Origin of the sequence: Thermomonospora echinospora (genome assembly GCF_900108175.1) — a bacterium.
GTDB lineage: Bacteria > Actinomycetota > Actinomycetes > Streptosporangiales > Streptosporangiaceae > Thermomonospora > Thermomonospora echinospora.
Genome location: NZ_FNVO01000002.1, coordinates 128,237 through 147,070, shown reverse-complemented (window position 1 = coordinate 147,070; position 18,834 = coordinate 128,237). Strand labels below are relative to the sequence as shown.

The following is an 18,834-nucleotide window of genomic DNA, read 5'->3' as shown; positions in this document are numbered from 1 at the left end:
TGACCGTTACCCGAAGGGGGATGGCACGAGATGAGCCGGCTGACCGTCGCGGAAGTCTACGAGCACGTACGAGGGGTCTGCTTCAAGAACGGCCCGCCCGGCAAGGTCGGGGCGGAGACCGAGTGGCTCGTGGTGGATCGGCGCGATCCCCGCGCGCATGTCGCCGTCGACCGGGTGCGCGCGGTGGTGGACGGGGCCGGGCCATTGCCGGGCCGCAGCACCGTCACCTATGAGCCGGGCGGCCAGCTCGAACTCAGCACGCCGCCGTTCAGCGGCCTGATGGACCTGCACGCCGCGCTGTCGCGGGACCTGGCGTGCGTGCGGGAGCGGCTCGCCGCCGACGGCCTGGAACTGGCGGGCCGGGGGGTGGATCCGGTGCGCAGCCCCCGTTTCCAGGCCGACCACCCCCGCTACGGCTGTATGCGCGACTACTTCAGGCACGGCGGCTTCGAGTCCGCGGGACTGGCGATGATGTGCAGCACCGCCTCTGTCCAGGTCTGCCTGGACATCGGCGCCGATCCCGCCGACACGCTGCGCAGGTGGCGGCTGGCGCACGCGCTCGGCCCGGTGCTGGTCGCCGCGTTCGCCAACTCGCCGCTGCGGGCCGGGCGCCGCACCGGCCTGCGCTCCACCCGGCAGGCGATCTGGAACGCGCTCGATCCCTGCCGCACTCTGCCCGTCCTCGACGAGGGCGAGGAGACGGCCGACCCCAGGGACGCCTGGGCGCGGTACGCCCTCGACGCGCCCGTCATGCTGATGCGCCCCCGGCCCGGCTCCGCGGACGGCTGGACCGGGGCGCCCGGGATGACCTTTCGCCAGTGGCTCGACAAGGGTGAGCCCGACCTCGAAGACCTCACCTACCACCTGTCCACGCTGTTCCCGCCGGTACGGCCGCGCGGCTGGCTGGAGCTGCGCATGATCGACGCGCTGCCCGTCCCGTACTGGCCGGTGCCCGTCGCCGTCGCCACCGCTCTGCTGGAGGACCCGCAGGCGACGCGCACCGCCGAGGACGCCGCCCGCCCGGTGGCCGGACGCTGGGCCGCGGCCGCCCGCGACGCGCTGGCCGACCCGGCCCTGGCGCTGGCCGCCCGCCGCTGCTTCGCGGCGGCGCTGGAGGCACTGCCCCGGCTGGGCGCCGCCGATCTCGTTCCGCTGGTGGCCGGCTATGCCCGCCGCTACGTCGACCGGGGCCGCTGCCCGGCCGACGACCTCGACCCCTCGACCCCCGTCCTGACGCCTAGGAGGAACCGACGTGGCGCCGCTGACCACCACCGACGGGCTTGACGAGCACGGCCTGAAGGAGCTGATCGCCGCCGAGCTGGACGCCGTCCGCGACCGCAGTCTGGGGCTGACCACCGAGGTGCTGGACGCCGCCGAGCTGACCGCCCAGGTCTCCCCGCTGATGTCCCCGCTGGTGTGGGACCTGGCCCATATCGGCAACTACGAGGAGCTGTGGCTGCTGCGGGCCGCGGCGGGCGTCGAGCCGATGCGCCCGGAGATCGACAGCCTGTACGACGCGTTCGAGCATCCGCGGGCCGAGCGCCCGTCGCTGCCCCTGCTACCTCCCGAGGAGGCCCGCGCCTACGTCGCGACGGTGCGCGCCAGGGTGCTGGACTCACTACCGAAGGTGCGCCTGCGCGAGGACGACCCGCTGACCGCCGGCGGGTTCGTCTACGGAATGGTCGTCCAGCACGAACACCAGCACGACGAGACCATGCTGGCCACCCACCAGCTCCGTAAGGGCGCGCCGGCCCTGCTGGAGCCGGACGGGCCGGTGCCGCCCGTCCGCGACCCGGCGATACCCCCGGAGGTGCTCATCGAGGCGGGGCCGTTCGAGATGGGGACCTCCGACGACCCGTGGGCGTACGACAACGAACGCTCGGCGCACATCGTGGACCTGCCCGCCTACTACATCGACACGACGCCGGTCACCAACCACGCCTACATCGCCTTCATCGAGGCGGGCGGCTACGACGACGCCCGTTGGTGGCATCCCCAGGGATGGGAGTGGCGTTCCGCCAAGGGGCGGCGGGCACCGGGCTTCTGGACCCGCGAGGACGGTCAGTGGCTCAGACGTCGCTTCGGCCGCGTCGAGCCCGTGCCGCCGGACGAGCCGGTGCAGCACGTCAGTTGGTACGAGGCCGACGCGTACGCCCGATGGGCGGGCAAGAGGCTGCCCACCGAGGCCGAGTGGGAGAAGGCCGCCCGATGGGACCCCGACGCCCAGCGCTCCCGCCGTTTCCCCTGGGGGGACTTCTATGAGGAGGGCCGGGCCAACCTGGGGCAGCGGCGGCTGCGTCCGGCTCCGGTGGGCTCCTTCCCCCGAGGGGTCTCCGCCTACGGCGTGCACCAGATGCTCGGCGACGTGTGGGAGTGGACCTCCTCCGACTTCGCCGCCTACCCCGGTTTCCGCGCGTTCCCCTATCGGGAGTACTCCGAGGTCTTCTTCGGCCCCGAGTACAAGGTGCTGCGCGGTGGCTCCTGGGCGACCCACCCGCTGGCCGTACGGGGGACGTTCCGCAACTGGGACTACCCGATCCGCAGGCAGATCTTCACCGGCCTGCGGTGCGCCCGCGACGCGACGGAGGCCCGCTGATGTGCCGCCACCTGGGCTACCTCGGCCCGCCCCGGACGCTGGAGTCCCTGATCTTCGACGGCCCGCACTCGCTGGAGGTCCAGTCGTACGCGCCGCGGATGACCCGGGGCAACCTGCTGAACGCCGACGGGTTCGGCGTCGGCTGGTTCCACCAGGAGCGGGCGGTGCGGTTCCGGCGGGCCCAGCCGATCTGGACCGACCACTCGTTCCGGGAGATCGCCGGGGCGGTGACCGCCTCCTGCGCGGTCGCCGCGATCCGCTCGGCCACCACCCGTTTCCCGGTGGAGGAGTCCTGCGCCCAGCCGTTCCGGGCGGGCGCGCGGCTGTTCAGCCACAACGGCAGGGTCGAGGACTTTGACGGCGTCGAGGGCAAGCTACGGGAACTGGCCGGGGACCTGGCCGCCGTCCCGGACGCCCGCGCCCCGGTCGACTCGGCGCTGGTCTTCGCGCTGGCCGCGCGGCGCTGGCGCGAGGGCGCCCCGCTCGCCGAGGGGCTGGCCGCCGCCGTCACCACCGTGGCCGGGCTGTCGGCGGGCAGCTACAACCTGCTGGCCGCCGATGGCACCGCGCTGGCCGCCACCACCTGGGGCGACTCGCTGTTCGTACGCGCCGACCCCGGCCGGGTGCTGGTCTCCTCCGAACCGCTGGACGACGACCCCGGCTGGAAGAAGGTGCCGGACCGTTCCGTTGTCCTGGCCGACCGCACCGACGTCCGGGTCACCTCACTGTGACGCCCGCCCGCGTCGCACCGACCGGCCCCACACCCTGAGGAGGAAACGGTGGATCGCTTCCTGACCACTGACGATCTCGAGAAGGCGCTGCGCCAGGACGTCCGGGACGGGCTCACCGCCTCCCCGAAGACGCTGCCGCCCAAGTGGTTCTACGACGAACGGGGCAGTGCGCTGTTCGAGGAGATCACCGGACTGGAGGAGTACTACCCCACCCGCCGGGAGCGGCAGATCCTGCGCGCCCGCGCGGCGGAGGTCGCCGCGGCCACCGGCGCCGAGACGCTGCTGGAACTCGGCGCCGGCTCGGGGGAGAAGACCCGGCTGCTGCTGGACGCCCTGACGGCGGCGGGCACGCTGCGCGCCTACGTGCCGGTGGACGTCAGCGGCGACTTCCTGGCCGCCGCGGCCGCCCGGATCGCCCGCGACTATCCGGGGCTGGCGGTCCGCTCGGTGGTGGCCGACTACGAGCAGCACCTGCACTTGCTGCCGTCCGGGCCGCGCCGCCTGCTGGTCTTCCTGGGCGGCACGATCGGCAACTTCGCCCCGGCCGAGCGGCTGTCCTTCCTGTCCGGCGTACGGGCCACCATGGACGACGGCGACGCCCTGCTGCTGGGCGCCGACCTGGTCAAGGACCCCGGGCGGCTGGTGCGCGCCTACGACGACGCGCGCGGCGTCACCGCCGAGTTCAACCGCAACGTGCTGCACGTCGTCAACCGGCGGCTCGACGCCGACTTCGAGCCCGGGGCGTTCGAGCACGTCGCGCTGTGGGACCCGGACAACGAGTGGATCGAGATGCGGCTGCGTTCGTCGGCCCGGCAGACCGTGCGGGTCCGCGGGCTCGACCTGACCGTCGAGTTCGGCGAGGGGGAGGAGATGCGTACCGAGATCTCCGCCAAGTTCCGCCCGGAACGCCTGGCCTCCGAGCTGGCCGCGGCCGGTCTCGTCCTCGACACGCTGTGGACGGACGAGTCCGGCGACTTCTCCCTGTCGTTGGCCCGCCCGGCCTGACCCCGGCCCGGCCAGGCCGGGTGACCCGTGTCGAGCGCGGGTCACCCGGCCCCGGGCACGCGATGTACGAGCGGATCAGGCGACCTCGTCCAGGGGGCGCAACTCGTCGGCATAGCTGACCGAGACCCGGCGCATCACGCCGTTCCGGTCGATGGAGTACTGGCCCAGCCGCCACAGCGGCGGCGAGTACGCGTGGATGGACACGCTCGCGTCCGCCGCGCCGACCAGCCGGTGGATGTGGTCGGGTCCGAAGCTGAACGACGACCCTTCCGGGACCACGGTCTCCAGATGGGCGCCGCCGATCCGGGGGTTGCACTCCTTAAGGGCCCCCGACACCACTCGCACGGCACCCGAGGAGACGTCGTGGTCGTGCCAGCCGGTGTCGTTGTCGGGCGTCCAGCACAGCAGCCACACGTCCACGTACTCGTCGCGGTGCAGTGACGCGTAGTGCCGCCGGTCGCTGGAGTAGGCGACCTGGTCGCGCCACAGCTCGGGCCGCTCGGCCAGCCCGTCGACCAGCTTCTGCAGCTCGCGCCTGTCGAGGTTGCGTTCAGGAAGGCCGTCGAGGGCCATCGGTGTGCTCCTTTCCGGTCAGCAGACGGCGGGGGTTGGCGGTGCGGAAGGCGTGCCGGGCGGCATCGCCCAGGTCGGGCTCGCGGGGGCTGGCGTAGGGCCGGTCGGAGCCGTGCACGATGACATCTACGCCCAGCGCCCGCACCGTCGCGTCCACCGCGCGCGGGCCGTAGGAGGACGTCTCGACGAACGTGTCCGGGTCGACCTCGCCGCGTCCGCCGCCCCGGGCGGCCAGCCGTTCACCGTGCAGCGGCGCCAGCCCGGCGAGCATCGCGAAGCAGACCCGCAGCCGGGGGTGCCGGGGCCGTCCGAACGCCCGGAAGGCGAACCAGGCGGCGTGCATCTGCTGCGCGTACGGCACCATCGCCGCCCACCAGCCGGGCCCTTCGCGACCGTCCTGGCCCGCCGGGCCGGGGTGGACGAAGAGGGGGAGGCCGCGGGCCTCCAGCAGGTCCAGCAGCGGGGCGCAGCGGCGGTATCCGGCGGCGTCGGCCAGGGCGTCGGCGGGCAGTTGCAGGCCGGCGAAGCCCCGGTCGAGGACCCGGCCCAGCGCTTCGGGGTCGATCTCGCGGACGCAGGCGGCGGCCCACGCGCCGAACGGCTCGGGCAGCGCCACCGCGTCCTCGTGGTAGGCGGCCAGCAGCGGCTCGGCCTCGTCCGGCGGGAGCCACTCGACGCCGAGCGGGGACGACAGTGAGATCAGCGCCCGGTCGAGCCCGTCGTCGCGCACCAGCCGGGCGCGGCGCGCCGGATCATGGTCGGCCGGTCGCACCGGGTACGGCGGCTCACCATGCAGATACAAAGTCCAGTCCCGCAGGAACGGCGGTTCGCGGCGGCGCCGTAGTGCCTTGACCAGTCCGGGGCCCCAGCCGTGCTGGTGAACGTCCACGCTGGTCATCGCTGCCGAACCTGCCTTCACCGGAATCCTGAACCGCATCAGTTAACCGATTCAGTGAATCGTTTCACAAGAGGATCGGTCAAATCGGGGGCAAAGGCCGCTGTCGGTGGCACCCCGTAGGGTGTGACTCGTGCCTCAGAAGCGGAAGCGGGCAACGATCCGTGAGGTGGCGCAGGCGACCGGGCTGTCTCCTGCGGCCGTGTCGTATGCGCTGCGCGGCATCCAGACCTCGGAGGAGACCCAAGAGCGGGTGCGCGCGGCGGCCGAGGAGCTGGGCTACGAGGCCCATCCGATCGCCCGCGCGCTGGCCAGCGGCCGCAGCGGCATGGTCGGCCTGCTGTGCGGCTCGCTGGAGGACTACTGGCAGCAGTCGCTGGCGGTCGGCATCGGGCGGGCGCTGGTCGGCCGCGACCGCTACGCGCTGATCCTGGACGCGGCCGGCGACCCGGCCCGCGAGCTGGTCCTGGCCCGGCGGCTGGGCGACCAGCGGGTGGACGGGCTGATCGTGCAGCCGCTGGACCCGTCCGCCCCGCTGTGGGCCGAGCTGGCCGAGACGCTGCCGGTGGTCTCCATCGGCGACGCGCTGCACGGCGGGCGGTCGCAGGGCGAGGTGGTCTTCGACAACCGGGCCGGCGTCACGCTGGCCCTGGAGCACCTGCGCGAGCTCGGCCACCGCCGGATCGCCGTGCTGACCTCCACCCGGGCCAGCACCCCCGACCGCCCGGCCGACGTGTACGTCAACGCCGAGGCCGAACGGCTGGGCGTCGAGGTCACGCTCGTCACCGCCCCGCAGTCGTGGGCCGAGGCCACCGAGGTGGCGCTGGGCGTGCTGGCCGCCCCCGGCCGGCCGACCGCGGTCTTCTGCTTCTCCGACTCCATCGCCTACGGGGTGTACGCGGCCACCCGTGAGCTCGGCCTAAGCGTCCCCGGCGACGTGTCGGTCTGCGGCTACGACAACCATCCGATGTCGGAGCTGCTCACCCCGCCGCTGACCACCGTTGACTGGGACATCGACGGCATCGTGCACTCGGCCGTCCAGGTCATGGTGGAGGCCGTCGACGGCACCCCCCGGCGCCGCCGTATCGTCCGTATGCCCACCCTGTGCGTCCGCCGCTCCACCGGCCCCGCCCTGTCCTGACGGACCCGCCGGCGGGCCAGGCGGGTCAGGCGGGTCGGACAGGCCAGGCGGGGAGCAGGTCGGTCGGGCGGTGGCAGGCGGGTCAGGCGGGCAGCAGACGGGCCAGGCGGGGGAGCAGGTCGGCGGCGGTGGCGATGTCGGCGTCCAGCGGGCGGTCCTCGACCCTGGCGTCCAGCGTGCCGGCGGCCAGGTCGTAGGCCTCGCGCAGCGGGCCGCCGGACGGCGGGCGGCCCTGCATGCGCAGCGCGCGGACGGCGGCGACCAACTCGCAACCCAGGGCGATGCGGTAGCCGGCGACGGCCTCGGTGGTGGCGCGGGCGGACTGGGTGGAGAACCCCGCGTGCTCCTCGACCCCCCGCGACAGCACCGCGCTGCCCAGCGCCGCCGGGCCACCGAGCCGGCGGATGTCGCCGATCGCCGAGTGCGCCACGTACTCCAGGATCATGATCCCGGAGCTGACGTCGGTGGCCGCCTGGAATGGGTACAGGCCGGTGAAGGACGGCTCCACCAGGGTGCCCAGCCGGGCCGCCGACAGCGCGGCGGTCTGGAACAGGGCGGCGCGGGCGGCGTCCAGCGCCAGCCCCACATAGGCGGTGTGGAAGTTGCCGTTGTGCCAGACCGTGCGCGCCACCACGTCGACCAGGGGGTTCTCGGCAGCGGCGTTGATCTCCAGGGAGACGGTCCGCTCGGCGTGGGCCGCCGCGTCCACCGCCGGGCCGTGCACCTGTGGGAACGCCCGGTAGCCGTAGGGGTCCTGGATCCGGACGGGGACCGGCCGCTCCCAGGCCAGCAGCGCCCGCATCGCGGCGGCGACCTGCTGCTGCCCGGGGTGCGGGCACGCCTCGTGGACGGCCGGCGCGTAGGGCTCGACCGACCCGCGGACCGCGTGCAGGGACAGGGCGGCGACCACCGTCGAGGCCGACAGCAGGGTGTGCAGATCGGTCACGGCCAGCGCGGCCTCGCCCAGCGTGGCGGCGTTGGAGCTGATGAACGCCAGCGCGTCGGAGGACCTGAGCGCGAATCCCGGCCCGCGTCGTACCCCCTCGTCCCCGGTGGCCAGCCAGGAACGCTCGCCCAGCAGGCACAGCGCGGTCGAGGCCAGGGCGGTCAGGTCCCCGGTGCCGATCGCCCCGTACACCGGGACGGGCGGCACCAGCCCCAGGTTGAGCGCGTCGGCCAGCGCGCCGAGCACCCCCGGGTCGACCCCGGAGCCGCCGGCCGCGATCTGGTTGAGCCGCACGGCCAGCATCGCCCGCGCCGACTCCGGGGCGATGAGCGGGCCGGCCCCGGCCGCGTGGCTGCGCAGCAGCCGCAGCCCGTGCGTGTCGGCCCCCTCGGCCTCCTCCGGCTCCCACTCGACGTTCACCAGGCGGTTGGCGCCGACCCCCGTGGTGCGCCCGTACACCGGCTGCGCGGCGGTGACCTCCCGGGCCACGTGCCAGGCCGTCCTGGCACGTTCCACGCCGGCGCGGCCGGCCACCACCGTGACTTCCTCGCGCGCCACCCGGGCGACCTGGGCGCACGTCAGCCCGGCGCCGTCGATGACGATCCGGCTGCCGCTCACCCGTCCGCGCTCCCTCCCCGGTGTCCGTCCGCGACCCGGCGGACGACATACCGGACATTGTGATATCGGACATTGTGCCGCGCGGCCGGCGGGCGCGTGCCGATAACGATTCGGTCGTCAGCGGGCGGAGTGCGGTGGTTTCCACACAAAAAAGGTCGCTATGGTGGATTTAGTGTGCCCGACACCACCACCGTCCAGTGTGGCACGGTGGTCTGGTTGGGTAGAACACATGTCCGAACGACCGATCCGACCCCGAGCACGCAGCGACCGGCGTTTCCCGACGCCCCGAGGACGTGAGAGCGTTTGATCACCTTTGCGGGCGTGACCAAGCGGTATCCCGACGGGACCGTGGCCGTCGACCGTCTGGACCTGCAGATCCCCACCGGACAGATCACCGTGCTGGTCGGCCCCTCGGGGTGCGGCAAGACCACCACGCTGCGCATGATCAACCGGATGGTGGACCCCACCGAGGGGACGGTCGCCATCGACGGCCGTGACGTGCGCGACATCGACCCGCCGACGCTGCGCCGCGGCATCGGGTACGTGATCCAGCAGGCCGGGCTGTTCCCGCACCGCACCATCGTGGACAACATCGCCACCGTGCCGTTCCTGCTGGGCCACGACAAGAGGAAGGCCCGTGAGCGGGCCCGCGAGCTGATGGACCGGGTGGGCCTGGACCGCTCGCTGGCCGACCGCTACCCCGCCCAGCTGTCCGGCGGACAGCAGCAGCGGGTCGGGGTGGCCCGGGCGCTGGCCGCCGACCCGCCGATCATGCTGATGGACGAGCCGTTCAGCGCGGTGGACCCGATCGTGCGGGCCGGCCTGCAGGAGGAGTTCCTGCGGCTGCAGGCCGAGCTGGAGAAGACCATCGTCTTCGTCACCCACGACATCGACGAGGCGGTCCGGCTCGGCCACCGCATCGCCGTCTTCGCCGTCGGCGGCACGCTGGCCCAGTACGCCACCCCCGACGAACTGCTGAGCGAGCCCGCCGACGACTTCGTACGGGACTTCCTGGGCGGGTCGCGCGGCATCAGGCGGCTGCGCTTCTTCCAGGAGCTGGACGCCGAGGAGGCCGGCGCCGGCACCGACGAGGCGACCGTGGCGGCGGATCGGTGAGCCCGCTGACCGCGGTGCTCGCCTCCGAGGCGGAGCCGCTGATCCGGTGGGACTGGATCGAGCGCAACCTCGGCGACGACATCGCCGAGGCGCTGCGCGAGCACCTGATCCTGTCGTTCACCCCGGTCCTGCTGGGACTGGTGGTCGCGCTGCCGCTGGGCATCGCCTGCGCCCGCTGGCGCCGCGTCTACCCGGCCGTGCTCGCCGCCACCAGCGTGCTGTACGCGGTCCCGGCCATCGCGCTGTTCGTGGTGCTGGTCGCCTTCACCGGCCTGACGTACTCGACGGTGATCATCCCGCTGGCCGCCTACACGCTGTCGGTGCTGGTGCCCAGCGTGGTGGATGGGCTGCACTCGGTGCCCGCCCATGTCCGGCAGGCGGCGGTGGCCATGGGGTTCGGCCCGCTGCGCCGGTTGGTGCGGGTGGAGCTGCCGCTGGCGATCCCGGTGGTGATGGCCGGGCTGCGGGTGGCCACCGTCTCCAACATCAGCCTGGTCAGTGTGGGCTCGCTGATCGGCATCGGCGGGCTCGGCGAGCTGTTCACCACCGGACTCAAACGCGACTTCCCGACCCCCATCGTCGTCGGCATCGTGGCGATCATCGCGCTGGCGCTGGTGTCGGACATGCTGCTGCTGCTCATCCAGCGCCTGCTCACCCCGTGGGAGCGCGCCGGAAGCGGCGGCCGCAAGGCCCGCAGGGCACAGGAGAAGACGCTCGTCACCGCCGGGGGCGAGCGGTGAACGCCATCCTCGGCGCGCTGGAGTGGTTCACCCGCGCGCAGCAGTGGAGCGGTCCCGACGGCATCCCCGCCCGGCTGCTGGAGCACGTCTGGTACTCCCTGCTGGGCTTTGCCATCACCGTGCTGATCGCGCTGCCCGCCGGCCTGGTGCTGGGGCATGTGCGGCGGGGGCGGCTGGCGGGCCTGACCGGCTTCCTGGTCACCTCCTCGGCCAACGCCGCGCGGGCGCTGCCGACGCTGGGCCTGCTGATCCTGGCGGTCATCCTCACCTCCGCCGGCGACCTGGTCCCCATCCTGATCCCGCTGGTCGTGCTGGCCGTTCCGGCCGTCCTGGTGAACACCTACGCCGGGGTGCGGCAGGTCGAGCCGGGGCTGCGGGACGCCGCCGAGGGGATGGGCATGCGCGGCCCGCAGGTGCTGCTGCGGGTGGAGCTGCCGGTGGCGATGCCGCTGATCCTGCTGGGCATGCGCACCGCGATGATTCAGATCATCTCCACCGCCACCATCGCCGCCTACGTCGGGCTCGGCGGGCTGGGCCGCTACATCGTCGACGGCTACGCCCGGCAGGACTACGACAGCATGGCCGGCGGCGCGATCCTGGTGATCGTGCTGGCGGTGGCCACCCAGTTCGTGTTCGCGGGGGTGTCCCGGCTGACCGTCTCGCCCGGCGTACGGGCCCGGGGATGAGTCGCCCGCGGACGCACCCGAGGCAATCTCCGACGCAATCCCTGACGCAATCCCCGAGGCAATCCCCGAGGAAGGAACCGACAATGATCCGGATCATACGGGGCGCGGCGCTCACCCTGGCCGCCGCGCTGGCACTCAGCGCCTGCGGCGGCGGTGGCGACGACGACCCCCTCGGCGGCGGCGGCGCGGGCGGCGGCGGGTCGCAGACCCTCGTGGTCGGGTCGGCGGACTTCCCCGAGAGCGAGCTGCTCGGCGAGATCTACGCGCAGGCGCTGGAGGCCAAGGACATCAAGGTCGAGCGCAAGTTCAAGATCGGCGCCCGTGAGGTCTACTACGGCCAGGTGGCCGGCGGCTCCATCCAGGTGTTCCCCGAGTACAACGGGGCCCTGCTGGAGCGGGTCGACCAGGGCAACAAGGCCTCCACCACCCAAGAGGTGGACGCCGCCCTCAAGGAGAAGCTGCCGCCCGAGCTGGAGATCCTTAACGCCTCGCAGGCCGAGGACAAGGACGCCCTCGTGGTGACCGGCGACACTGCCCGCAAGCACAGCCTCAAGACCATCGCCGACCTCAAGGACGTGGCCGGGGACATGGTCGTTGGCGGGCCGCCGGAGTTCAAGACCCGCCGGCAGGGCATGGTCGGCCTGCAGGAGGTCTACGGCCTGAAGTTCAAGCAGTTCAAGTCGCTGGACACCGCCGGGCCGATCACCGTGTCCAACCTGAGCAAGGGCCAGGTGCAGGCCGCCAACCTGTTCACCACCGACCCGGCCATCGCCAAGAACGGCTTCGTGGCGCTGGAAGACCCCGAGAACGTCTTCGGCGCCCAGAACGTGGTGCCGCTGGTCTACAAGTCCAAGGTGAACGAGACCGCCCGCGCCGCCCTCAATGCCGTGTCGGCCAAGCTCACCACCGCGGACCTGCTGGCCATGAACGGCCAGATGGCCGAGCAGAAGCTCGACCCCGAGGACGTCGCCCAGGAGTGGCTCAAGAAGCAGGGCCTCATCTAGGGTCTCCCGCTCCAGCGCCCCGCCGTGACGCCCTCACGGCGGGGCTTTTCCCTGTCCGGGCCGGGCTTCGCGCCCCGGAGCGCCGGGGCGGCGCGCGGTCATGGGCGTGCGGGGTCTCTGCCGCCGAGGCGGCGAGTGATCTCGGCGGCGGTGGCGCGTACCAGGGCGGCCAGGTCCGGCCAGGTGTCCTCCGGGCGTCCGGCGCGGCGGAACGTCACGGTGACCGCCGCCGTGGGATGGCCGACATGGTCGAACACGCACGCGGCGATGCTGGCGAAGCCCTCGGTGACCAGGCCGTCCTCCACCGACCAGCCGCGCCGGGCGTCCTCGCCGAGGACCCGGCGCAGCTCCCGCAGCGAGGCCGGGCCCCGGCCGGTGCGGTTGACCAGCGGCCCCGGGAACAGCGCCCGGACCTGGGCGGCGGGCAGGTACGCCAGGATCGACCGGCCGCTGGCGGTCAGCGGGGCGGGCATCCGCACGCCCACGTCGGTGACCAGGGTGTCATGGCGGGGCGGCTGCTCCTTGAGCAGGTAGAGGGTCTCGGCCCCGTGCAGCACCCCGAGCTGGGCGATCTCGCCCGTCCGGTCGACCAGGCGGCGCAGCGGCGGCCGGCCCAGCCGTTCCAGCGGACCCTGCCGCAGGTAGGCCGAGCCGATCTCGAAGGCGGCCACGCCCAGCCCCCACAGCCGTTCCTCCGGCAGGTAGACCACGAAGCCGTCGGCGGCCATCTCGCGCAGCAGGTGGTAGGCAGACGAGCGCGGCAGCCCCAGCTCCCGGGCGATCGCCGGGGCCGGCATCGGCCCGGCCGAGGACGCCAGCAGCCGCAGCACCGCCAGCGTCCGCCGCGCGGCCGGGACCTGACTCATCCCCCCATTGTCTCGGATCCGAGACACAACGGCCACGCAGGCCCTGTGGGCGGGGCGCCCGGCCGGTTCCAATGGTGGGTATGAGCATCAGCATGGGGGACAAGGACGTCCAGGTCGGGCCCGATCCGTTGACGTTCGACCAGGTCGTGGCAGTGGCGCGGGAGGACGCGCCGGTCACGCTCACCGACGGGGCCCTCGACGCCATGGCCGCCGCCAGGGCGCACATCGAGGAGCTGGCCGCCCGGCCGACCCCCGTCTACGGGGTGTCCACCGGGTTCGGCGCGCTGGCGACCCGGCACATCCCCGCGGAGCTGCGGGCCCGGCTCCAGCTCAACATCGTCCGTTCGCACGCCGCCGGCTCGGGACCGGAGGTCGAGCGGGAGGTGGTGCGGGCCATGATGCTGCTGCGGCTGCGCACCCTGGCCAGCGGCCGGACCGGCGTCCGGCCCGCCACCGCGCGGACGCTGGCCGCCCTGCTCAACACGGGCATCACCCCGGTCGTCCACGAGTACGGCAGCCTGGGCTGCTCCGGCGACCTGGCCCCGCTGTCGCACGTGGCGCTGGCCCTGCTCGGCGAGGGCCCGGTCCGGGACGCCGCCGGGGAGCTCAAGCCCGCCGCCCAGGCGCTGGCGGAGGCGGGCGTCGAGCCGGTCACGCTCGGCGCCAAGGAGGGGCTGGCCCTGATCAACGGCACCGACGGGATGCTCGGCATGCTCGTGCTGGCGCTGCGCGACCTGCGGAGGCTGCTCAAGCACGCCGACCTCGCCGCCGCGATGAGCGTGGAGGCGCTGCTGGGCACCGACCGGGTCTTCGCCGCCGACCTGCAGGACCTGCGCCCGCATCCCGGCCAGGCGGCGTCCGCGGCCAACCTGCGGGCCCTGCTCGCCGGCTCGCAGATCATGGAGTCGCACCGCGGCCCGGACTGCACCCGCGTTCAAGACGCCTACTCGCTGCGCTGCTCCCCGCAGGTCAACGGCGCCGCCCGCGACACCCTGGCGCACGCCGAGCTGGTGGCCTCCCGGGAGTTGGCCGCGGCAGTGGACAACCCGGTGGTGCTACCGGACGGGCGGGTGGAGTCCAACGGCAACTTCCACGGCGCCCCGATCGCCTACGTGCTGGACTTCCTGGCGATCCCGGCGGCCGACGTGGCGTCCATGTCCGAGCGGCGCACCGACCGGATGCTGGACCGGGCCCGCTCGCACGGCCTGCCGGCATTCCTGGCCGACGACCCCGGGGTGGACTCCGGCCACATGATCGCCCAGTACACCCAGGCCGGGATCGTCTCCGAGCTCAAGCGGCTGGCGACGCCCGCCTCGGTGGACTCCATCCCCAGCTCGGCCATGCAGGAGGACCACGTCTCGCTGGGCTGGAACGCCGCCCGCAAGCTGCGCCGCTCCCTCGACGGCCTGCACCGGGTGCTCGCCGTCGAGATCCTCACCGCCGCCCGCGCACTGCAACTGCGCGCCCCGCTGCGCCCCGGCCCGGCCACCGCCGCCGTGGTCGCCGCGCTGCGCGAGCACGTCCCGCCGCCCGGCCCCGACCGCCATCTGGCCCCCGAGATCGAAAGCGCCGTCCGGCTCGTCCAGGACGGCGCGCTACTGGCCGCCGCCGAGACCGTCACCGGCCCGCTCGCCTAGACCGTCGCGCAGACCCGAGGAGAAGCACATGTCCGGACCCCGTCCCGTACGCGCTCCGCGCGGCACCTCGCTCAGCGCCAAGGGGTGGCCCCAGGAGGCCGCGCTGCGGATGCTGATGAACAACCTGGACCCAGAGGTCGCCGAGCACCCCGACGAGCTGGTGGTCTACGGCGGCACCGGGCGCGCCGCCCGCAACTGGGCCTCCTTCGACGCCCTCGTCCGTTCGCTGCGGGAGTTGGAGGGCGACGAGACGCTGCTCGTCCAGTCCGGCAAGCCGGTCGGGATCTTCCGCACCCACGAGTGGGCGCCGCGCGTACTGATCGCCAACTCCAACCTGGTGCCGCAGTGGGGCACCTGGGAGGAGTTCCGCCGCCTGGAGGCCGCCGGGCTGACCATGTACGGGCAGATGACCGCCGGCTCGTGGATCTACATCGGCACCCAGGGCATCCTGCAGGGCACCTACGAGACGTTCGCCGCCGTGGCCGCCAAGCGGTTCGGCGGCTCGCTGGCCGGGACCATCACGCTGACCGCCGGGCTCGGCGGCATGGGCGGCGCCCAGCCGCTGGCCGTCACCATGAACGGCGGCGTGGCGATCTGCGTCGAGTGCGACCCGTCCCGCATCGACCGTCGGGTCGAGCACCGCTACTGCGACGTACGGGCCGACGACCTGGATGAGGCGCTGCGCATGGCCGAGCAGGCCAGGGCCGAGCGGCGGCCGCTGTCGATCGGGGTGCTGGGCAACGCCGCCGACGTGGTGCCGGAACTGCTGCGCCGGGGCGCCCCGATCGACATCGTCACCGACCAGACCTCCGCCCACGACCCGCTGGCCTACCTGCCGCTCGGCATCGCCTTCGCGGACATGGCCGCCGAGCGCGACAAGGACCGCGAGGGCTTCGTCCGCCGGGCCCGCGAGTCGATGGCCGCGCACGTGGAGGCCATGGTCGGCTTCGCCGACGCCGGGGCGGAGGTCTTCGACTACGGCAACTCGATCCGCGGTGAGGCCCGGCTGGCCGGCTACGCGCGGGCCTTCGACTTCCCCGGCTTCGTGCCCGCCTACATCCGGCCGCTGTTCTGCGAGGGCAAGGGCCCGTTCCGCTGGGCGGCGCTGTCGGGCGACCCCAAGGACATCGCCCGCACCGACCGGGCGATCTGCGAGCTGTTCCCCGACAACGAGCCGCTGACCCGGTGGATCAGGATGGCCGGGGAGAAGGTGCACTACCAGGGCCTGCCCGCGCGGATCTGCTGGCTCGGCTACGGGGAGCGCGACAGGGCCGGGGCGGTGTTCAACGACCTGGTGGCGCGCGGGGAGGTCAGCGCGCCGATCGTGCTGGGCCGTGACCACCTCGACGCGGGCAGCGTGGCCAGCCCCTACCGGGAGACCGAGGCGATGGCCGACGGGTCCGACGCGATCGCCGACTGGCCGCTGCTGAACGCGATGCTCAACACCGCCTCCGGCGCGTCCTGGGTGTCGATCCACCACGGTGGAGGCGTCGGCATCGGCCGCTCCATCCACGCCGGCCAGGTCTGCGTGGCCGACGGCACCCCACTGGCCGCCGAGAAGCTGGCCCGGGTGCTGACCAACGACCCTGGCACCGGTGTGATGCGGCACGTGGACGCCGGTTACGACCGCGCCGCCGAGGTCGCCGCCGAGCGCGGCGTCCGCGTCCCGATGGCGGGCGAGTGAGCTTTGAGGAGATGTGGGCGGCGCTGCTGCCCGTCGGACGCGACGCCTGGACCGGCGGCTACCACCGGTTCGCCTGGACGCCGCCGGAGCTGGACTGCCGGGCCTGGTTCACCGACGAGGCCCGGCGGCGCGGCCTGCGGATCGAGCACGATCCCAACGGCAACCTGTTCGCCTGGTGGGACGCCGGCTCGGGCCCGGCCGTGCTGACCGGCTCGCACCTGGACTCCGTCCCGGGCGGCGGCGCCTTCGACGGCCCGCTGGGCGTGGTGTCGGCGCTGGCGGCGATCGACCGCCTGCGCGCCGCGGGTTTCACGCCGCGGCGGCCGATCGGCGTGGCGGTCTTCGCCGAGGAGGAGGGCGCCCGCTTCGGTGTCGCCTGCCTGGGTTCGCGCCTGCTGACCGGCGCCATCGACCCGTCCCGGGCGCGGGGCCTGCGCGACGGCGACGGCCGTACGTTCGGCGAGGTCATCGCCGAGCACGGGCTCGACCCGGCGGCGATCGGCCCGGACGAGGGACTGCTCGGCCGGATCGGCTGCTTCGTCGAACTCCACGTCGAGCAGGGCCGGGCGCTGCGGGAGCCGGTGGGGGTGGCCAGCGCGATCATCCCGCACGGACGCTGGCGGCTGGACTTCACCGGCGAGGGCAACCACGCCGGCACCACCCTGCTCGCCGACCGGCGCGACCCGATGCTCCCGTTCGCCCACACGGTGCTGGCCGCCCGGCGCAGCGCCGCCGGCAACGACAGCGTCGCCACGGTCGGCAAGGTCACCGTCGTGCCGGGCGGCGTCAACGCCATCCCGTCGTCGGTCACCGCCTGGCTGGACGCGCGCGGCCCGACCGACGACGCCGTACGGCGCACCGTCGAGGAGATCGCCGAGGCCGCGCGGCGGGCCGCGGCCGAGCACGGCGTCACCGTCGACCTCGCCGAGGAGTCCTACACCGAGATCGTCGGCTTCGACCACGCCCTGCGCGACCGGCTCGCGCTCGTCGTGGGCGGGCAGGCCCGCTCGGCGGAGCCGGCCCCGGTGCTGCCCACCGGGGCCGGGCACGACGCGGGAGTGCTGTCCGCCCGTGTCCCCACCGCCATGCTGTTCGTGCGCAACCCGACCGGGGTGTCCCACGCCCCCGCCGAGCACGCCGAGACCGGCGACTGCCTGGCGGGCGTGACGGCGCTGGCGGCTGTGCTCAAAGACCTGACCGGCGGGTAAAGGAATCGATATGCGATGGCATGCCGAGCTCGCCTGGCTCGGGGACGAGGTGGCCGCCGATGTGCTCATCGAGGCCGACGGGGAGCGGTTCGCCACGGTCCGCCCCGGCGTCCCGGCCCCGCCGGACGCCGAACGCCTGCCCGGCCTGACGCTGCCGGGCCTGGCCAACGCCCACTCCCATGCCTTCCACCGGGCGCTGCGGGGCCGTTCGCACGCCGAACGCGGCGACTTCTGGACTTGGCGCGAGCAGATGTACGCGGTCGCCGGCCGGCTCGACCCCGGCTCGTACCGGGCGCTGGCCAGGGCCGTCTACGCGGAGATGGCGCTGGCCGGGATCAGCGTCGTCGGCGAGTTCCACTACCTGCACCACCGGCCGGGCGGCGCCCCCTACGACGATCCCAACGCGATGGGCGAGGCGCTGATCGCCGCCGCCGCCGATGCGGGCATCCGGATCACCCTGCTGGACGCCTGCTACCTCACCGGCGGCATCGGACGTCCCCTGCAGGGCCCCCAGCTCCGCTTCGGCGACGGGTCGGCGGGCAACTGGCAGCGCCGCGTCGACGCCCTGCACGGCGCCGTCGGCAAGAACGGCCGCTCGCACGCGCGGATCGGCGCCGCCGTCCACTCCGTCCGGGCGGTGCCGCGCGAGCAGATCCACGCGGTCGCCGCCTGGGCCAGGGACCGCCGCGCCCCCCTCCACGTCCACCTGTCCGAGCAGCCCGCCGAGAACGAGGCGTGCCGGCAGGCGTACGGCACGAGCCCCACCCGGCTGCTGGCCGACGCCGGCGCGCTGGGCCCGCTCACCGTCGCCGTCCACGCCACCCACCTCGACGACGAGGACATCAGGGTGCTGGGCACCACCATGACCGGCGTGTGCATGTGCCCCACCACCGAACGGGACCTGGCCGACGGCATAGGCCCGGCCCGCGACCTGGTGAACGCCGGCGCCGAGCTGAGCCTGGGCTCCGACCAGCACGCCATCATCGACCTGTTCGAGGAGGCCCGCGCCGTCGAGCTGGACGAGCGGCTGCGCACCCACCGGCGCGGCCACTGGTCGGCGGGCGCGCTGCTGGCGGCGGCGACCTGGAACGGCCACTCCGCGCTGGGCTGGCCAGAGGCGGGCCGGCTGGAGCCGGGCGCCTACGCCGACCTGGTGACCGTCGCCCTCGACTCGGTGCGCACCGCCGGCACCACCGCGGAGTTCGCCGCCGAGTCGGTGGTCTTCGCCGCCACCGCCGCCGACGTCCGCCACGTCGTCGTCTCCGGCCGTCCCATCGTCCGTGACGGCCGCCACCTGCTCGTCCCGGACGTCCCTGCGGCCCTGCACACCGCCATCACCGAACTGACCACGGCGGGACCCGGGGAATGAGGCCCGCTCCGCGTGCCTC

The 18,834-nt window shown here is 73.8% G+C and carries 16 protein-coding genes and 1 pseudogene; 13 read left to right on the top strand and 4 right to left on the bottom strand.

Annotated elements, in window-relative coordinates:
* Nucleotides 1–30 precede the first annotated feature (30 nt).
* Genes egtA through egtD form a run of 4 tightly spaced genes read left to right on the top strand, consistent with a single transcriptional unit; the run spans nt 31 to nt 4,332 of the window.
* A complete protein-coding gene (gene egtA, locus C4U03_RS04805) occupies nt 31–1,284 on the top strand; it encodes an ergothioneine biosynthesis glutamate--cysteine ligase EgtA (protein ID WP_103936429.1) in 1,254 nt (417 codons plus the stop codon).
* Nucleotides 1,253–2,596 carry an ergothioneine biosynthesis protein EgtB gene (gene egtB / locus C4U03_RS04800; RefSeq protein ID WP_103936428.1) on the top strand — a complete coding sequence of 448 codons (1,344 nt, stop codon included), beginning with the start codon at nt 1,253–1,255 and terminating at the stop codon, nt 2,594–2,596. Before egtA ends, egtB begins: the two co-directional genes overlap by 32 nt.
* The gene (gene egtC, locus C4U03_RS04795) at nt 2,596–3,327 is read left to right on the top strand and encodes an ergothioneine biosynthesis protein EgtC (protein ID WP_103936427.1); all 732 of its coding nucleotides are present in this window, start codon (nt 2,596–2,598) and stop codon (nt 3,325–3,327) included. The genes egtB and egtC overlap by 1 nt, the downstream gene beginning before the upstream one ends.
* A 48-nt stretch (nt 3,328–3,375) precedes the next feature.
* Nucleotides 3,376–4,332, top strand: a complete 957-nt coding sequence (gene egtD, locus C4U03_RS04790; RefSeq protein WP_103936426.1) for an L-histidine N(alpha)-methyltransferase — start codon at nt 3,376–3,378, stop codon at nt 4,330–4,332.
* 75 nt (nt 4,333–4,407) lie between these two features.
* On the opposite strand, the gene C4U03_RS04785 is transcribed toward egtD, so the two are convergent.
* Together C4U03_RS04785 and C4U03_RS04780 are read right to left on the bottom strand one after the other, a co-directional pair.
* Nucleotides 4,408–4,905: a cysteine dioxygenase gene (locus tag C4U03_RS04785; RefSeq protein ID WP_103936425.1), complete on the bottom strand. Its 498-nt coding sequence runs from the start codon at nt 4,903–4,905 to the stop codon at nt 4,408–4,410.
* A complete protein-coding gene (locus tag C4U03_RS04780) occupies nt 4,883–5,803 on the bottom strand; it encodes an amidohydrolase family protein (protein WP_103936424.1) in 921 nt (306 codons plus the stop codon). Before C4U03_RS04780 ends, C4U03_RS04785 begins: the two co-directional genes overlap by 23 nt.
* Before the next feature lie 130 nt (nt 5,804–5,933).
* Between C4U03_RS04780 and C4U03_RS04775 the strand changes: the two genes are divergently transcribed.
* A complete protein-coding gene (locus C4U03_RS04775; protein WP_103936423.1) occupies nt 5,934–6,941 on the top strand; it encodes a LacI family DNA-binding transcriptional regulator in 1,008 nt (335 codons plus the stop codon).
* 82 nt (nt 6,942–7,023) lie between these two features.
* Here the strand turns inward: C4U03_RS04775 and C4U03_RS04770 are convergent, their stop codons facing one another.
* Nucleotides 7,024–8,505 (bottom strand): aromatic amino acid ammonia-lyase, encoded by a 1,482-nt coding sequence (locus tag C4U03_RS04770; protein ID WP_103936422.1) that lies wholly within the window; start codon nt 8,503–8,505, stop codon nt 7,024–7,026.
* Between the two features lie 303 nt (nt 8,506–8,808).
* Here C4U03_RS04770 and C4U03_RS04765 point away from each other — a divergent pair.
* The 4 genes and pseudogenes from C4U03_RS04765 to C4U03_RS04750 form a co-directional block, all read left to right on the top strand.
* Nucleotides 8,809–9,555 (top strand): annotated as a pseudogene (locus C4U03_RS04765) (ABC transporter ATP-binding protein); the annotation flags it as partial.
* A 71-nt stretch (nt 9,556–9,626) separates the two neighbouring features.
* A complete protein-coding gene (locus tag C4U03_RS04760; RefSeq protein ID WP_103936923.1) occupies nt 9,627–10,361 on the top strand; it encodes an ABC transporter permease in 735 nt (244 codons plus the stop codon).
* The gene (locus tag C4U03_RS04755; RefSeq protein ID WP_103936420.1) at nt 10,358–11,047 is read left to right on the top strand and encodes an ABC transporter permease; all 690 of its coding nucleotides are present in this window, start codon (nt 10,358–10,360) and stop codon (nt 11,045–11,047) included. The genes C4U03_RS04760 and C4U03_RS04755 overlap by 4 nt, the downstream gene beginning before the upstream one ends.
* 83 nt (nt 11,048–11,130) lie before the next feature.
* Nucleotides 11,131–12,051 (top strand): ABC transporter substrate-binding protein, encoded by a 921-nt coding sequence (locus C4U03_RS04750; RefSeq protein WP_103936419.1) that lies wholly within the window; start codon nt 11,131–11,133, stop codon nt 12,049–12,051.
* A 98-nt stretch (nt 12,052–12,149) separates the two neighbouring features.
* Here the strand turns inward: C4U03_RS04750 and C4U03_RS04745 are convergent, their stop codons facing one another.
* On the bottom strand, nt 12,150–12,917 hold the full coding sequence (locus C4U03_RS04745) for an IclR family transcriptional regulator (RefSeq protein WP_103936418.1): 768 nt from the start codon (nt 12,915–12,917) through the stop codon (nt 12,150–12,152).
* Nucleotides 12,918–13,009: 92 nt separating this feature from the next.
* Between C4U03_RS04745 and hutH the strand changes: the two genes are divergently transcribed.
* From hutH to C4U03_RS04725, 4 genes are read left to right on the top strand one after another with little or no spacing between them, the layout of a single operon-like run.
* Nucleotides 13,010–14,554 (top strand): histidine ammonia-lyase, encoded by a 1,545-nt coding sequence (gene hutH / locus C4U03_RS04740; RefSeq protein ID WP_103936417.1) that lies wholly within the window; start codon nt 13,010–13,012, stop codon nt 14,552–14,554.
* A 28-nt stretch (nt 14,555–14,582) separates the two neighbouring features.
* Nucleotides 14,583–16,238: a urocanate hydratase gene (hutU, locus tag C4U03_RS04735; protein WP_103936416.1), complete on the top strand. Its 1,656-nt coding sequence runs from the start codon at nt 14,583–14,585 to the stop codon at nt 16,236–16,238.
* Entirely contained in the window at nt 16,235–17,446 is a 1,212-nt protein-coding gene (locus C4U03_RS04730) for an allantoate amidohydrolase (protein WP_200827052.1), read from the top strand. Before hutU ends, C4U03_RS04730 begins: the two co-directional genes overlap by 4 nt.
* A 10-nt stretch (nt 17,447–17,456) precedes the next feature.
* A complete protein-coding gene (locus tag C4U03_RS04725; RefSeq protein WP_103936414.1) occupies nt 17,457–18,815 on the top strand; it encodes a formimidoylglutamate deiminase in 1,359 nt (452 codons plus the stop codon).
* Nucleotides 18,816–18,834: the final 19 nt, after the last annotated feature.

What these genes read in the sequence shown, in the direction of transcription:
- egtA (WP_103936429.1), top strand. Translation starts at nt 31, where the DNA reads ATGAGCCGGCTGACCGTCGCGGAAGTCTACGAGCACGTACGAGGGGTC.
- egtC (WP_103936427.1), top strand. Translation starts at nt 2,596, where the DNA reads ATGTGCCGCCACCTGGGCTACCTCGGCCCGCCCCGGACGCTGGAGTCC.
- C4U03_RS04785 (WP_103936425.1), bottom strand. Translation starts at nt 4,905, where the DNA reads ATGGCCCTCGACGGCCTTCCTGAACGCAACCTCGACAGGCGCGAGCTG.
- C4U03_RS04780 (WP_103936424.1), bottom strand. Translation starts at nt 5,803, where the DNA reads ATGACCAGCGTGGACGTTCACCAGCACGGCTGGGGCCCCGGACTGGTC.
- C4U03_RS04750 (WP_103936419.1), top strand. Translation starts at nt 11,131, where the DNA reads ATGATCCGGATCATACGGGGCGCGGCGCTCACCCTGGCCGCCGCGCTG.
- C4U03_RS04745 (WP_103936418.1), bottom strand. Translation starts at nt 12,917, where the DNA reads ATGAGTCAGGTCCCGGCCGCGCGGCGGACGCTGGCGGTGCTGCGGCTG.
- hutH (WP_103936417.1), top strand. Translation starts at nt 13,010, where the DNA reads ATGGGGGACAAGGACGTCCAGGTCGGGCCCGATCCGTTGACGTTCGAC.
- hutU (WP_103936416.1), top strand. Translation starts at nt 14,583, where the DNA reads ATGTCCGGACCCCGTCCCGTACGCGCTCCGCGCGGCACCTCGCTCAGC.
- C4U03_RS04725 (WP_103936414.1), top strand. Translation starts at nt 17,457, where the DNA reads ATGCGATGGCATGCCGAGCTCGCCTGGCTCGGGGACGAGGTGGCCGCC.